The sequence below is a fragment of the Micromonospora sp. NPDC049060 genome, assembly GCF_040649055.1.
In the GTDB taxonomy this organism is placed as follows: Bacteria; Actinomycetota; Actinomycetes; order Mycobacteriales; family Micromonosporaceae; genus Micromonospora; species Micromonospora reichwaldensis.
The window spans coordinates 12,550-25,732 of record NZ_JBEZEV010000006.1 but is presented as its reverse complement, the minus strand read 5'-3'; the positions used below and the strand labels follow the sequence as shown (position 1 = coordinate 25,732).

The following is a 13,183-nucleotide window of genomic DNA, read 5'->3' as shown; positions in this document are numbered from 1 at the left end:
AGCCCGACGACGGGGCCCGGCAGGTAGAGCCGCCGGTGGACCAGTCCGGACGGTTCCGGCGAAGCCCAGGTCCGCAGGGACCGCCAGCTCAGGGTCTCCGCTCGTCGCCGGGCGCCGGGTGCGTGGCGAGGCGGTGCAGCCAGGCGAGGTCGGCGCGGTCCACGTCGCGCGGTTCGTAGCCGCTGTGGAACAGCAGCTGCTGGGTGACCGAGATGCAGTCGACCCGGCGACCGGCGATGGTGCCGGTGGTGAAGCAGCCCTTCGGCCAGCGGAAGGTGCCGCCGTCGAGGCCGGCCTGGTGGCCGTCGCCGGCCTCGTCGAACGTCAGCGGATGCAGGTCGACCCGCCCCCGCCCGTCGGCGACGACCTCGACGCGGACCGGCCGCCAGTCGGTCTCGACGACGTAGCCGAGCCGGCCGAGAGCCCTCAACGCCGCGGCCTCCTGCTCGGCGGCGATGGCCAGGTCCAGGTCGCGGTGCGCACGGGTCTGATGTCCGACGAGCGCGTCGACGCCCCAGCCGCCGCTGATCCAGGCCCGGCAGCCGGCGGCGGTGAGAGCGGCCAGGACGGCGTGGACCTCGTCGGCGTCCATGTCGGCGGTCACGACCACCGTTCTAGCCCCTGCGGGCAGGGCTCGGCCACCGAAATCCACCGCCCGGCCGGACGCGGCGAGATCGCTACCGAGGGCCCAGCGGCGCGAAGCGGCGGCACAACCCGGTGGACGTACCAGGCGTCCACGCCGAGCATCGACGGCGACCAGGCGCGCTGCCGCGGCACGACGGGCGGTTCGAGGCCCCGTAGGCCCGGGGCCGTCGCGGGCGGACCGGGATTGGTCGTACGGGCCGCCTACGCTCCCGCCGTGATTACAGACCTGAACCGGTTGCTGAGTTCGCTACCGCCCGCGACGCTGCCGCCCGGCCGCACCGTCGAGCCGGAGGACGGTGGACCGCCGCCGTACTGGCTGAGCGACGCTTCGGCCGATCCGGGACTGTGGGCGCGGATGCGGTCGCGGCATCCGGAGTCCGGGCTGTGGCCGCTGCTGCTGAGCGGGTTGTCGAGCGACGAGAGCCGCCCGTGGGCCGACGGCGAGGTCCGTCCGGCCGACATGTCGTCGCCAGAACAGCACGACGTGACGGAGCTGCTGGCCCGATGGTGGGCCAGCTGCACGACGGTCGACGAAGACGAGACGTCGGCCGCCAGGGCCCCGTTCGGCCGCAACTGGCCCGGTCTCGCCAGGCCCGGCGACCTGGCGGAGGTGCCCGATGTCCTCGCCGACGAGTGCGTGGAGTTCCTCGTGGACGGGCGGACGCGTCTCGGGCTCGTGCCGGCAGCCCGCAGCGCGGACACGCTCGCCGTGGTGGGTTGGTCCGGCCCGACGAACCACACCGGCGACGCCGGGGAGATCTCGGCGGTGCTGCGCAGCTGGGAGGACCGGTTCGGCGTACGGGTGGTCGGCGTCGGGTTCGCCACCCTGAACCTCAGCGTCGCCGCGCCACCGACGTCGACCGGGCACGCCCTGGCGGTCGCGGCCGAGCACTTCGCCTTCTGCCCGGACAACGTCTGGCAGGGCGCCGGATCCCTGACCGCCTACGCCGAGCAGCTCCTCGGCATGCACGCCTGGTCGTTCTGGTGGGACTGACGACGGCGCGGAGCCGGTAGGACCGGCACCGAAGAGTCGGACACGGCCGCCGCCCACGCCACCACGTCCGACGCCGGACACGGCCGCAGCCCGACGCCGCCACGTCCGATGCCGGACACGGCCGCCCACGCCATCACGTCCGCCGTCGGATAAGGCCGCCGCCCGACGCCGCCACGTCCGACGTCGCCCCGCCGCCCGATGACCCGGCGGTCAGCCGACGGCGGCCGTCGGCTGCGGGCTGCGCCGGGGTACGGCGGCCAGCGCCAGCCCCAGCAGCGCGCTCGCCGCGCCCACCACGAACAGCAGGGAGCCCGCCGGCTGACCCAGCCACTCCCACAGCGGGTGCCACGTCGGGTGCGGCTCGGCGCGGTGATGCCGCAGCAGGCTCGGGACGGTCAGCAGTACGGGCGTCCACCAGAGGAACAGGGTGATCGCGAGCAGGACGCTTACCGCTCCCCGGGCCGGATGTCCCGCCTCGGTGCGCCGGCTGGCCCAGCCGAAGACCAGCCAGCCGAGGGCCGCTCCCAGCAGGCCACCGGCGACGCCGGCCGGCAGCACGGCAGGCGGGGCCGTCCGGCTCAGCGCCAGCGACAGGTTGCTGCCGTCGGGCGAGGGCGGGGCGGCCACCTGGAGCTGGAGGACCGTGTCGCCGCGCCGGGCGAGCACGGTGGTGTCGGTGATCGTGAGGACCTGGACGCACGTCTTGTCGACACAGCCCGGGTTGCTGCGGACCTCCGGCTCGTACACCTGCCAGCCGGTCTCGCGCAGGCGCCGCTGCGCCAGGGCGAGCGTCTCGTCGGCGGGCATCGGGGGTGTGCCGGCCGCGCCGGCCACGACGGCGCTCTGCTGGTATTCGCCGCCGTCCCCGAGCAGCAGGTTGTCCAGCGCGCGGACGGTGAGCGGCTGGCTGTAGAAGGTGAAGAACGCCGGCGCCAGGTCGACGTCGCCGAGGTCGTGACCGGGCAGCACGGCGGCGAAGACGGCGGCGGTCTCGGCCCGGCCGGGTTGCGGCGCGGAGGTCTCCCAGGCGGCCCGGGTGGCGAGGGCGGCGGTGAACAGGCCGCAGATGACGGCGGTGAGGGTGGCCCAGACGCCGACCGTGCGGCTGGCCGGTCGTCCCAGCCGGCAGCGCAGGCCGTGCCGGATCAGGTTGGCGGCCTCGCGCGGCGTTGGCCGGGTGCGGTCCGGCGGTGCCGCGTCCAGCAGGACCCCGACCATCTCGTCGGCCCGGGCCCGCCGGTAGGCGCGGGGGTGGCAGAAGAGCAGCCGCCGGTAGCGGCGGGCGAGCGGGTCGCCGGTCGTCGGCATGACTGTCCTTCCGATCGGTACGCACCGGCGGGTCGGTGCGGGTGCGGCAGACGGGGTGCGGGTGCGGCGGTCAGGCCGTGCCGGGGCGGAGCGCGCGCAGCCGGCTCTCGGCGGCGGTGGCGAGCTGCCGCAGCCGGGCGGTCTCGACGTCCAGGGCGCGGATCCCGTCGGGGGTGAGGCGGTAGTAGCGGCGGAGCCGGCCGTCGACGGTCTCCTCGCGGTCGGGCGCGACGAGCCCCTGGGCGTGCAGCCGGTCGAGCGCGGCGTAGAGGGTGCCCGGCAGCAGGGTGACGCGCTGCGCGGACAGGGCGGTGACCTCGCGGATGAGGCCGTAGCCGTGCCGGGGGCCACCGGCGAGCGCGGTGAGGATCAGGAAGGTCGGCTCTCGCATCGCGGTCACGGGCGACACCATATTCAGATCATCGATATATGGTCAAGGCCCGCCCCGGCCGCGACGGCCTGGCCCGCCCTCCGCCACGAGGCCTAGGCTGGCGATCATGCGGATTGGCATCGTGATCCTTCCCGACCAGCGTTGGTCCGACTCGCGTCGCCGCTGGTCGCAGGCGGACGAGTGGGGCTTCGACCACGCCTGGACGTACGACCACCTGGGCTGGCGGGACCTGGTCGACGGCCCGTGGTTCGACTCCGTGACCACGCTGACCGCCGCCGCGACGGTGACCTCCCGGATCCGGCTCGGCACGCTGGTCGCCTCGCCGAACTTCCGTCACCCGGCGGCGTTCGCCCGGCAGGTCACCGCACTCGACGACGTCTCCGGCGGGCGGCTGCTGCTCGGCCTCGGCGCCGGCGGCATCGGCTTCGACTCGGCCGTGCTGGGCGGGGAGACGCTGCCGCCGCGCCAGCGGGTGGACCGGCTCGCCGAGTTCACCGAGCTGCTCGACCTCATCCTCCGCGAGGACGGCACGACCTGGCGCGGGGAGTGGTTCACCGCCGTGGACGCGCGGAACAACCCGGGCTGCGTACAGACGCCCCGGGTGCCGTTCGTGATGGCCGCCAACGGGCCCCGGTCGATGCGGCTGGTGGCGCGGTTCGGTCAGGGCTGGGTCACCACCGGCCCCGACGTGGACGACCTGGAGGGCTGGTGGGGCGGGGTGGCCGAGGCCGCCGCCCGGATGGACGCGACGCTCGCCGCCGCCGGCCGCGACCCGGGCACCCTGGACCGCTACCTCTCGCTCGACTCCGCGCCGGTCTTCTCGCTGCGCAGCGCCGAGTTCTTCGCCGACCAGGTCGGCCGGGCCGCCGCCCTCGGCTTCACCGACGTGGTCACCCACTGGCCCCGGGCCAGCAGCTGGTACGCCGGCGACGAGGCCGTCCTGGCGGACGTCGCCACCCGCCTGCTGCCCGAGCTACGTCGCGCCTGACCGGGCGCCTCCGCCGAGGGCGTCAGCCCGGCCGGCCGGTGGGCGCGTCGGGGCGGCGCCCTCAGGTGCCGAGGTCTCCGGTGGTGATGCCGCCGTCGCCGCCGGAGACCAACCGGAACCGGATGCAGACGACCTCGCTGTCGTCGGTGACGGGGGTGCCCACGCGCGCCCAGTAGGCGGCGTGCCCGGCGCGCCACTCCTCGATGGAACGGTCCCCCTCCCCTTCAGAGCGGGCGAAGTCCCACGGCACGTCCGCGAAGCGGACCACCTCGACGCCGGTGACCTCCACGACGCCGACCAGCGCGTCCCCGTCGTCGACGAGGGCCAGCCGCTCGCCGGCGTGCTCAGGTTCCTCGCCCTCCTCGGCGTACTCGGTGGTCAGGCCGGCGGTCGCCGTCTTCACCCCGGCGAGCACCAGGGCGTTGAGCCGCGTACGCAGCTCACCGGGGGTGCCGAGGGCGAGGGTGCGCAGTCCACCGATCCGAGGCCACATCCTGCCGACCGTACCGTCGCCGTCGATCACCCGTCGTGGCATTTCCGCCCCCACCGTCGGTGCGGCGGGCGCTACGGTGGGTGGGGCGACGATCGGGAGGCGGCATGGCGGACAGGCGCGCGGTGCTCATCCCCGGCCGGGGCTACGACACCCGGTTCCCGCTCTTCGTCTACGCCGGCGAGGCGCTGCGCCGCGTCGGCTACGCCCTGCACGCCCTCTCGTGGGAGGTGCCGGAGCAGTTCGCCCCCGACCGGGACGGGCCGGGGCCGGCCATCGAATGGGTGATCGGGCAGGTCGCCCCGACCCTCGCCGAGCCGACGCACCTGCTGGTCGGCAAGTCGCTCGGCTCGATGGCCACGCCGCTCGCGGCCGACCGCGGGCTGCCGGCCGTCTGGCTCACCCCGCTGCTGCACGTGCCCGCCGTGGTCGACGGCCTGCGCCGCGCCACCGCGCCGTTCCTGCTGGTGGGCGGCACGGCGGACCCGTCCTGGGACGGTTCGCTCGCCCGCCGGCTCACCCCGCACGTGGTGGAGATCGAGCAGGCCGACCACGCGCTGATGGTGCCGGGCCCGTTGGCCCGCTCGGCGGAGGCGCTCGGCCGGGTCTGCACGGCCGTCGAGGACTTCGTTCAGATCAGGTGACCGGCATAGCCGGCGGCGACGAGCACCCGCTCGTCGCCGCTCGCCGCGTGCGCGTCCAGCACCGCGTCGGCCAGCTTCACCACGTGCGCGTCGCCGTGCCGGGCGGCCCGGGCGAAGACCTCCGCCGGGGTACCGGCAGCCACCGCCGACGGCGTGGCCGGGCGCTCCGGGGCGTACACCGAGGTCACGGCCGCCGTCGCGGACCAGGCCGCGGCGACGCTCGCCGCCCACAGCGCCGGATCGAGAGCAGGCAGCGTACGCAGCACCGCGGTCGGGGCGGTCACCGCGTGCACCAGCATCACGGGCTCGGCGTGCCCGAAGCGCAGGTAGTCGAGGCTGGCGCCGTGCACCAGCGCGACCAGGTCCCGCTCGGCCCCGGCCGGTGTCCCCGCCGGCCGCAGCGCCGCCACCGCAGCCGGCCACCGCGGTACGGCCGGCAGCCGGCCCAGTCGTTCCCGGATGCCCCCGGTCCGGTCGGCGATGCGGGGCAACCCGGCCAGCGCGGCGGCGACGTGCGGCTCCACATCGCCGGCGACCGGGGTGCCCGGGGTCGGCCGGTCTCGTCCGGCCGGGCCGCGCGCGGTCGACGGGTGCCATGCGTCCGGCCGGGCGTGGCCGTCGCCGGGGACAGCGCCTTCCCCGGCCGACGCGGCGTGACCCGGGTCGACCGATCCCGCACCGCTGGGGCGGGCGGCGCCGGGGACCGGCTGCCACCGGGCGGCCCAGTAGGCGAGGGCCTGGCCCAGCTCGGCGAGCCGCTCCGGGCTCTCCGCCGCCTCGCCTGCGGACCGCACGGGTGCCCCCAGGGCGCGGACGGCGTGGCCGACCCGGATCACGCCGTGGGTGGCGCCGGCGGCGATGCCCGGCAGCAGCCGGGGCCACCAGGTGCCGAGCACCTCCCGCCAGGGCCGGTCCCGCAGCTCCCGGTCGAAGTGGGCCAGCCAGTCCCCGGCCCGCTTCGGGTCGCCGAGCGCCTCGCGCCAGTCCTCGATCGGCCGCAGGCCGCGCGGCAGCTCGTCCAACCGCCCCAGGTACGCGTCCAGCCAGCGGTGCACCACCCCGTCGTGGCCGTGCCGGACCAGCGCCTCCACGGCCATCGGCCCGTGGTTCGAGAGCCAGCCCTCGTACTCGGGGCCGGTGCGGTGCAGCCGTCGGTACGCCTCGTCCAGGATCTCCTCAACCATGCGGCGATCCTCCGACCTCAACCGAGGTTCAGGTCAAGCCGTGAGGTCCGCCCCGTCCACGAGCCCCCGTACGCGCAGCTCGGTGGCGATCGCCGGAGGGCAGTCCAGTACGACCGTGGCGGTGCCGACCGGTTCCGCGCCCCGCGCGGCGCAGATCTCGTAGAGCGCGCGCACCTGTGCCCCGGTGGCCACCCAGTCGTCCACCACCAGCACCCGGTCACCCCTTCGCAGGCCGTGGTCCCGCACGGCCAGGTCGACCCGTCGGCCCCGGAAGTCCGGGGGGCTCTGCGCCCAGGTGAGCGCCCCGGCGGGCAGCCGGCCGTCGCCCGGCTTGTGGGCCGGCACGAAGCCGACGCCGAGCGCCGTCGCGGCGAGCGGACCGAGCAGGTATCCGGTGACCGCCGGCGAGACGACCACCGTCGGCCGGGCGGCCCGGAACGGCTCCACGAGGGCCGGTCCCAGCCGGGCGAGGACCTCCGGGTCCCGCCACCAGCCGGAGACGTCGCTGACCAGGTGGGTGGCGCCGGGGCCGGGATCGATCCACCTGACCAGCGCGGCGAGGCGTCCGCTCAGCTCGGAGGGCATGGACCCATCCTGCGCCACGCGGTCTGGCCGGTCGCCGGGTGGGTGAGCCCGATGGGGGCCGGGCCGGGCGGTCCGCCCCGCACCCCGGCCGCCCGGCCCACGTCGGATCGGATGATCGGGTACACGTATCACTGCAATTGCGGTCATACCACCATGATCACGTTGACTTCGGATGTGCTTCTCTCGTTACGGTCCGACCCGGTTTGTTCAGATGACGAAAGGACCGGGCCGGTGGCTGGCAGGCACTCCCGTACCCGCATGTTCTCCTCGCCGGCCGGCATCGCGGCCACCGCAGCGGTCGGGGTCGCCCTCGCCGTCGGCGGCACCGTCGGCGCCGTCCAGCTGGCCTCGGACGCGGAGCCCGCCCGGCCGACCGCGGTCGACCTCGCGCCCACCGGCCTGCCGACCAGCGTGGCCCCCGGCACCCCGGCCGCCCCGCCGGCCGCCTCGCCGAGCGCCAGCGCGTCGCCGAGCGCGACGGTCGCCCCCAAGGCCAGCCGGTCCGCCCAGGCCCCCTCCCGGAGCAAGCCACGCACCGCCGCGCCGAAGCCCACCGCGACGAAGAAGAGCAGCACCGCCCGCCCGGTCGTCGACAGCGGCTCGTGCGGCGCGTCGTTCTACGCCGAGGGGCAGCTCACCGCCAACGGCGAGAACTTCGATCCGTCCGCGCTGACCGCCGCCCACAAGACCCTGCCGTTCAACACGAAGGTCCGGGTCACCAACCCGGCGAACGGCAAGTCCGTGACGGTGCGCATCAACGATCGTGGCCCGTTCATCGAGGGGCGTTGCCTGGACCTGTCCCGGGCCGCGTTCGCCCAGATCGCCTCGCTCGACGCCGGCCACGTGGAGGTCCGCTACGAGGTGCTGGGCTGAGCGCCGGCCGGGTGGCGATCGGTCCGGCGACACGGTCCGGGTGGGCAGAACATGCTCGGACGACGGGCCAGGTTCATTCACCCGCTCACGTCCATCAGGCATGCTGTCCCTCGTACGCACGCGACCCTTCCAGTCGGGCCCCGGCCCACTGAGCCCCGGATCCCGCGCCGGCCTCGGCGCGGCCTTCGTCCTGCTCGCGATCGTCTCGGCCGTGGAACTGGCCGACGGCCGTCCGGCGAACTACATCGCGCTCATGGTGGCCGCGCCGTTCCTGACCGCCGCGCTGGCGTCGTGGCGGATCGTGCTCGGCGTGGGCCTGGCTGCCACCGCCCTCGGGGCCGGCTTCGCGCTCTGGGAGGAGACCGTGGCGCTGCCCACCACGGTCGCCGTCGCGGGCATCGCGCTGGGCACCGCCATCGCGGTCGCCACGGCGGCCGTACGGCAGCGGCAGGCCGAACGGATCGCCGAGCTGTCCCGGTTGGCCTCGGTCGCCCAGCAGGCAGTGCTGCGCCCGCTCGGGCCGCAGGTCGGCACGCTCTCGGTGGCCGCCAGGTACATCTCGTCCACCGCCACCGCCGAGATCGGCGGCGACCTGTACGAGGCGGTCGACACGCCGTACGGGGTGCGGATGATCATCGGCGACGTGCGGGGCAAGGGCCTCGACGCGGTGCGGCTCGCCAGCATCGTGTTGGGTTCGTACCGGCACGTGGCGTACGAGCGGGCGGACCTGCGGGCCGTCGTGACCGACCTGGACCGGGCGGTGGCCCGGAGCGTGGGCGACGAGGACTTCGTCACCGCCGCGCTGGTCGAGGAGCGGGGCGGGACGCTCACCATCGTCAACTGCGGTCACCCGCCGCCGCTGCTGCTGCGCCGGGGCGCCGTCATTCCGCTCGAACCGCCGGCCCCCGCCCCGCCGCTGGGCTTCATGCCGGTGGTACGCCCCCGGGTCGAGCGGCTGGAGCCCGGCGACCGGCTGCTGCTCTTCACCGACGGGCTCGGCGAGGCCCGCCGGGACGGGGAGTTCTTCCCGACCGCCGACCGGGCCTGGCGGCTGCTCGGCCACGGCACCGTCGGCGACGGGCTCGCCTCGCTGGAGACCGCCCTGGTCGAGTGGGTGCACGGCCGGCTCGACGACGACATCGCCCTGGTCCTGATGGAGTACACGGGCTCGCGCGGCGCCGCCACGGTGGCCGTCCCCAGCTGGGAAGTCGGCACGGCCGAGAGCTGAGCCGGGGCCGCTCGGCGCCCGCTTCCGCAACCCGAACGACAAGTGTGTAATCGCCGTCACTTCGGTGATCGGCTTGTCGCTGCCTACCCATCGGTAATACAGTCTGGAGTTACTGATCGGTAACACCTGTCCGGAAGCGGGGCCAGCGAGCATGACCCACTACAAGAGCAACCTTCGGGACCTCGAGTTCAACCTCTTCGAGGTCTTCGGGGCGGACCAGGCGTTCAACCAGGCGCCGTACACGGACCTGGACGTCGACACCGCACGCGACATTCTCGCCGAGGTCGACCGCCTCGCCCGCGAGGACCTGGCCGCCAGCTACACGGACAGCGACCGCAACCCGCCGGTCTTCGACCCGGCCACGCACACCGCGCCGCTGCCGGAGTCGTTCAAGAAGTCGTACCGGGCGTACATGAACTCCGAGTTCTGGCGGCTGGAGCTCCCGACCGAGCTGGGCGGCAGCAACGCGCCCCGGGCGCTCGTGTGGTCCCTCGCCGAGCTGATCGTCGGCTCCAACGCCGCCATCTGGATGTACTCCTCCGGCCCGTCCTTCGCGCACGTGCTGCAGGTCGAGGGCACCGAGCAGCAGCAGAAGTGGGCCAAGCTCTTCGTCGACAAGCAGTGGGGCTCCACGATGGTGCTCACCGAGCCGGACGCCGGCTCGGACGTCGGCGCCGGCCGGGCCCGCGCCATCCAGCAGCCCGACGGCTCGTGGCACATCGAGGGCGTGAAGCGCTTCATCACGTCCGCCGAGCACGACCTGAGCGACAACATCATCCACTACGTGCTGGCCCGTCCGGTCGGCGTCGAGGGTGTCGGCGGCCCCGGCACCAAGGGCCTCTCCCTCTTCGTGGTGCCGAAGTACCACTTCGACGAGAACACCGGCGAGCTGGGCGAGCGCAACGGCGTCTTCGCCACCAACGTCGAGCACAAGATGGGCCTCAAGGTCTCCAACACCTGCGAGCTGACCTTCGGCGAGCACGGCGTACCGGCCAAGGGCTGGCTGCTGGGCGAGAAGCACGAGGGCATCCGGCAGATGTTCATGATCATCGAGAGCGCCCGGATGATGGTCGGCACCAAGGCCATCGCCACCCTCTCGACCGGCTACCTGAACGCCCTGGAGTACGCCAAGAGCCGGGTGCAGGGCGCCGACCTGACCCAGATGGCGGACAAGACCGCGCCGCGCGTCACGATCACCCACCACCCGGACGTCCGCCGCTCGCTGCTGCTGCAGAAGGCGTACGCCGAGGGCCTGCGCGCCCTGGTCTGCTACACCGCCACCTGGCAGGACAAGGTCGCCATCGCCGAGGCGGCGGGCGACGAGAAGGCGACCAAGCTCGCCAAGCGGGTCAACGACCTGCTCCTCCCGCTGGTCAAGGGCGTCGGCTCGGAGCGGGCGTACGAGCTGCTCGGGCACGAGTCGCTGCAGACCTTCGGTGGCTCCGGTTTCCTCCAGGACTACCCCCTGGAGCAGTACGTCCGGGACGCGAAGATCGACACCCTCTACGAGGGCACGACGGCGATCCAGAGCCTCGACCTGATCTTCCGGAAGATCGTCCGGGACAACGGCAAGGCCCTGATGGCGGTCGCCGGCGAGATCCAGGAGTTCATCGCCACCGAGGCCGGCAACGGTCAGCTCAAGGAGGAGCGGCTGGCGCTGGGCAAGGCGCTCGCCGAGATCCAGACCATGCTGGGCGTCATGACCGGCTGGCTGGGCGAGGCGCAGGGCGGCGACACCCGGGCGCTCTACAAGGTCGGCCTGAGCAGCCGCCGCTTCCTGCTGGCGATCGGCGACCTGGTCGTCGGTTGGCTGCTCCAGAAGCAGGCCGACGTGGCCCTGAAGGCCCTGGCCGGCGAGGTCTCCGCCGCCAACAAGGCGTTCTACACCGGCAAGGTGGCCGCCGCCCGGTTCTTCGCCCGCGAGGTGCTGCCCCGCATCGGCGCCGACCGGCGGATCGTCGAAAGCACCGACCTGGACGTCATGGACCTCCCGGAGGAAGCCTTCTGAGGTACGCCGTAGCGCCCCACGGCGCGGCGGCGGGGCCGGGAACGACCCGGAGATGATCGACACGACGGCCGGCGGGCAACAGCTCGCCGGCCGTCGTCGTCCACGTCAGGCCGCCGCCCCGCGCTGTCCACCCACCCCGCGCCGCGCCGTGCCGTGCCGCGCCGTGCCGCGCCGTGCCGTGCCGTGCCGCGCCGTGCCGGGCCGCGCCGTGCCGGGCCGTGCCGCGCCGCGCCGCACATGTTGACCATGAAGTTATTGCCTACGGAAAGCGCATTCCAAGGCAATAGCCTCATGATCAACACCGAAAAGGGTGCGGAAGCGCGGGCAGGGGCGTGGGCGGGGCTGGGCCCAGGCCGGGTCTGGGCGGGGCTGGGTGGAGTGGGTCTGGGGTCAAAGCCGATCACGCAGCGTCATCAATTGGCCGCCTCTCCGACTTGCCCCTCGCCGCCCTTTGCTCTGCATCCACGGAGGCACCAGCAACTCTGGGTGCCTGTTGCATCCATGGATGCAGAGCAAAGCGTCTGGAGAGGGGTGCCGGTGGGGGCGGCAGGTCGCGTCCAGTGGTTAGCAATTAGGCATGATGCCCGTTTTGCGGGCGGTGCTGCCTGGTGGGCGCAGTTACGGGGAGTAGCGGCACAGATTTGGGGGTTGCGGTTACCGTGTGTAGCTGTGGCGCGGCAATCGGGTCGGTTGGGAAGAGCGGTGGCTGGCCCGCCGATGCGGGTTCCGCTGGCTATTCGGGGACGCCATCCGGGTAGCCGGGCGGTGTGGCGGGTAACCGTCGCGAGGCCACGTCAGAGAACGCCCAGAGCCACCGCACGGGGGAGTGCAGCGCACATGGGCATTGGTAGCGGAATCTTCCTGATCGCCATCGGTGCGATCCTGACCTTCGCCATCAGAGCCAACGTCTGGTGGGTCGACCTGCGCGCGGTCGGCTGGGTGTTCATCCTGGCCGGGCTGGGCGTCCTGCTCACCACGCTCTGGTTCTGGCAGGACCGGCGCAAGCGGGCGCGGACCCTGATCGTCGAGGAGAACCGGCTCTCGCACCCGACCGCGATGATGCCACCGCCGCCCGATCCGCCGCCGCCGACGGCGCCACCGTCCTGAGCCGCCGCGTCCGACTGCGCCACTGTTCTGAGCCGCCGCGTCCGGCGGCATCACAGGCCTGAACACCGGCGGCGCCATCGCCACCGAGCCACCGGCGGCGTCACCGGCCTGAGTCACCACCACCGTCTTGAGCCACCCGCCACGTACCGGCGGGTGGCTCAGCCGCGTGCGGTGTGCCGGTCGGTGATCGGTGCCCTGCTCGGGCCCAGTTCCGGCCAGTCGACGTCGGGCCGGTGCACCGCCACGTCGCTGGTGCGCATCCCGTCCTGGTCCGCACGCTCCGGGTCGAGCAGCGCCGAGAGGAGCGAGATGCCCGGGTTGTGCGCGATCAGCAGCACCGTACGGGCGGTCGGGTCCACGTCCCGGACCAGTGTCAGCAGGTCCTCCGGGTGCGCCTCGTACGCGTCGGTCTCGTAGCGCACGACGGGAGCGGGGCCGGCCGAGCCGCCCTCCGGTGGGGAGCCGGTCATGCCCATCGCCACGCCGTGCCACGTCTCCCGGGTGCGCCGGGCGGCGGAGCAGATGACCACGTCCGGCAGCAGGTCGTGCTTGGCCAGCCAGGCGCCGGCCGCAGCCGCGTCGGCCTGACCCCGTACGGCCAAGGGGCGCTGCACGTCCGGCACCACCTCGCCGGGTGGCTCGGCCTTGGCGTGCCGGAGCAGCACCAGCGTGCGTTCCCGGGCGGAAGCGTCGGTCATGTCCTCAGCTTGCCCGATTGGCGATCAGAGCGCTTGGGTA

The 13,183-nt window shown here is 73.9% G+C and carries 14 protein-coding genes; 7 read left to right on the top strand and 7 right to left on the bottom strand.

Features of this window, described 5'->3' with window-relative positions; all coding sequences use genetic code 11:
- Positions 1-88: 88 nt before the first annotated feature.
- On the bottom strand, positions 89-604 hold the full coding sequence (locus tag AB0B83_RS04670) for an aminoglycoside adenylyltransferase (RefSeq protein ID WP_357576992.1): 516 nt from the start codon (positions 602-604) through the stop codon (positions 89-91).
- A gap of 255 nt (positions 605-859) precedes the next feature.
- Between AB0B83_RS04670 and AB0B83_RS04665 the strand changes: the two genes are divergently transcribed.
- Entirely contained in the window at positions 860-1,639 is a 780-nt protein-coding gene (locus AB0B83_RS04665; RefSeq protein WP_357576991.1) for a DUF4253 domain-containing protein, read from the top strand.
- 210 nt (positions 1,640-1,849) lie between these two features.
- On the opposite strand, the gene AB0B83_RS04660 is transcribed toward AB0B83_RS04665, so the two are convergent.
- The gene (locus AB0B83_RS04660) at positions 1,850-2,947 is read right to left on the bottom strand and encodes a hypothetical protein (protein ID WP_357576990.1); all 1,098 of its coding nucleotides are present in this window, start codon (positions 2,945-2,947) and stop codon (positions 1,850-1,852) included.
- A gap of 70 nt (positions 2,948-3,017) precedes the next feature.
- A complete protein-coding gene (locus AB0B83_RS04655; RefSeq protein WP_357577070.1) occupies positions 3,018-3,338 on the bottom strand; it encodes a helix-turn-helix transcriptional regulator in 321 nt (106 codons plus the stop codon).
- A gap of 106 nt (positions 3,339-3,444) precedes the next feature.
- On the opposite strand from AB0B83_RS04655, the gene AB0B83_RS04650 reads away from it, so the two are divergent.
- On the top strand, positions 3,445-4,326 hold the full coding sequence (locus AB0B83_RS04650) for an LLM class flavin-dependent oxidoreductase (RefSeq protein WP_357576989.1): 882 nt from the start codon (positions 3,445-3,447) through the stop codon (positions 4,324-4,326).
- Between the two features lie 61 nt (positions 4,327-4,387).
- Here the strand turns inward: AB0B83_RS04650 and AB0B83_RS04645 are convergent, their stop codons facing one another.
- Positions 4,388-4,819: an ASCH domain-containing protein gene (locus AB0B83_RS04645; protein ID WP_357576988.1), complete on the bottom strand. Its 432-nt coding sequence runs from the start codon at positions 4,817-4,819 to the stop codon at positions 4,388-4,390.
- A gap of 104 nt (positions 4,820-4,923) precedes the next feature.
- Here AB0B83_RS04645 and AB0B83_RS04640 point away from each other — a divergent pair, with 104 nt between their 5' ends.
- A complete protein-coding gene (locus tag AB0B83_RS04640; RefSeq protein WP_357576987.1) occupies positions 4,924-5,460 on the top strand; it encodes an alpha/beta hydrolase in 537 nt (178 codons plus the stop codon).
- Here the strand turns inward: AB0B83_RS04640 and AB0B83_RS04635 are convergent.
- Together AB0B83_RS04635 and AB0B83_RS04630 are read right to left on the bottom strand one after the other, a co-directional pair.
- Positions 5,448-6,644, bottom strand: a complete 1,197-nt coding sequence (locus AB0B83_RS04635; protein ID WP_357576986.1) for a hypothetical protein — start codon at positions 6,642-6,644, stop codon at positions 5,448-5,450. The genes AB0B83_RS04640 and AB0B83_RS04635 overlap by 13 nt on opposite strands.
- A 33-nt stretch (positions 6,645-6,677) precedes the next feature.
- On the bottom strand, positions 6,678-7,229 hold the full coding sequence (locus AB0B83_RS04630) for a phosphoribosyltransferase family protein (protein ID WP_357576985.1): 552 nt from the start codon (positions 7,227-7,229) through the stop codon (positions 6,678-6,680).
- A 231-nt stretch (positions 7,230-7,460) separates the two neighbouring features.
- Here AB0B83_RS04630 and AB0B83_RS04625 point away from each other — a divergent pair, with 231 nt between their 5' ends.
- The 4 genes from AB0B83_RS04625 to AB0B83_RS04610 all read left to right on the top strand — a co-directional run bounded on the left by AB0B83_RS04625 (position 7,461) and on the right by AB0B83_RS04610 (position 12,445).
- Positions 7,461-8,102 (top strand): septal ring lytic transglycosylase RlpA family protein, encoded by a 642-nt coding sequence (locus AB0B83_RS04625; protein WP_357576984.1) that lies wholly within the window; start codon positions 7,461-7,463, stop codon positions 8,100-8,102.
- 100 nt (positions 8,103-8,202) lie between these two features.
- Complete coding sequence (locus AB0B83_RS04620) at positions 8,203-9,330, top strand: PP2C family protein-serine/threonine phosphatase (RefSeq protein WP_357576983.1); 1,128 nt, start codon at positions 8,203-8,205, stop codon at positions 9,328-9,330.
- Between the two features lie 151 nt (positions 9,331-9,481).
- Complete coding sequence (locus AB0B83_RS04615) at positions 9,482-11,338, top strand: acyl-CoA dehydrogenase (protein WP_357576982.1); 1,857 nt, start codon at positions 9,482-9,484, stop codon at positions 11,336-11,338.
- A gap of 837 nt (positions 11,339-12,175) precedes the next feature.
- Positions 12,176-12,445 carry a DUF6458 family protein gene (locus tag AB0B83_RS04610; protein ID WP_013730795.1) on the top strand — a complete coding sequence of 90 codons (270 nt, stop codon included), beginning with the start codon at positions 12,176-12,178 and terminating at the stop codon, positions 12,443-12,445.
- Positions 12,446-12,603: 158 nt separating this feature from the next.
- Here the strand turns inward: AB0B83_RS04610 and AB0B83_RS04605 are convergent, their stop codons facing one another.
- Positions 12,604-13,143: a histidine phosphatase family protein gene (locus AB0B83_RS04605; RefSeq protein ID WP_357576981.1), complete on the bottom strand. Its 540-nt coding sequence runs from the start codon at positions 13,141-13,143 to the stop codon at positions 12,604-12,606.
- Positions 13,144-13,183 lie beyond the last annotated feature (40 nt).

What these genes read in the sequence shown, in the direction of transcription:
- AB0B83_RS04660 (WP_357576990.1), bottom strand. Translation starts at nt 2,947, where the DNA reads ATGCCGACGACCGGCGACCCGCTCGCCCGCCGCTACCGGCGGCTGCTC.
- AB0B83_RS04655 (WP_357577070.1), bottom strand. Translation starts at nt 3,338, where the DNA reads ATGCGAGAGCCGACCTTCCTGATCCTCACCGCGCTCGCCGGTGGCCCC.
- AB0B83_RS04650 (WP_357576989.1), top strand. Translation starts at nt 3,445, where the DNA reads ATGCGGATTGGCATCGTGATCCTTCCCGACCAGCGTTGGTCCGACTCG.
- AB0B83_RS04645 (WP_357576988.1), bottom strand. Translation starts at nt 4,819, where the DNA reads ATGTGGCCTCGGATCGGTGGACTGCGCACCCTCGCCCTCGGCACCCCC.
- AB0B83_RS04640 (WP_357576987.1), top strand. Translation starts at nt 4,924, where the DNA reads ATGGCGGACAGGCGCGCGGTGCTCATCCCCGGCCGGGGCTACGACACC.
- AB0B83_RS04635 (WP_357576986.1), bottom strand. Translation starts at nt 6,644, where the DNA reads ATGGTTGAGGAGATCCTGGACGAGGCGTACCGACGGCTGCACCGCACC.
- AB0B83_RS04630 (WP_357576985.1), bottom strand. Translation starts at nt 7,229, where the DNA reads ATGCCCTCCGAGCTGAGCGGACGCCTCGCCGCGCTGGTCAGGTGGATC.
- AB0B83_RS04620 (WP_357576983.1), top strand. Translation starts at nt 8,203, where the DNA reads ATGCTGTCCCTCGTACGCACGCGACCCTTCCAGTCGGGCCCCGGCCCA.
- AB0B83_RS04615 (WP_357576982.1), top strand. Translation starts at nt 9,482, where the DNA reads ATGACCCACTACAAGAGCAACCTTCGGGACCTCGAGTTCAACCTCTTC.
- AB0B83_RS04610 (WP_013730795.1), top strand. Translation starts at nt 12,176, where the DNA reads ATGGGCATTGGTAGCGGAATCTTCCTGATCGCCATCGGTGCGATCCTG.
- AB0B83_RS04605 (WP_357576981.1), bottom strand. Translation starts at nt 13,143, where the DNA reads ATGACCGACGCTTCCGCCCGGGAACGCACGCTGGTGCTGCTCCGGCAC.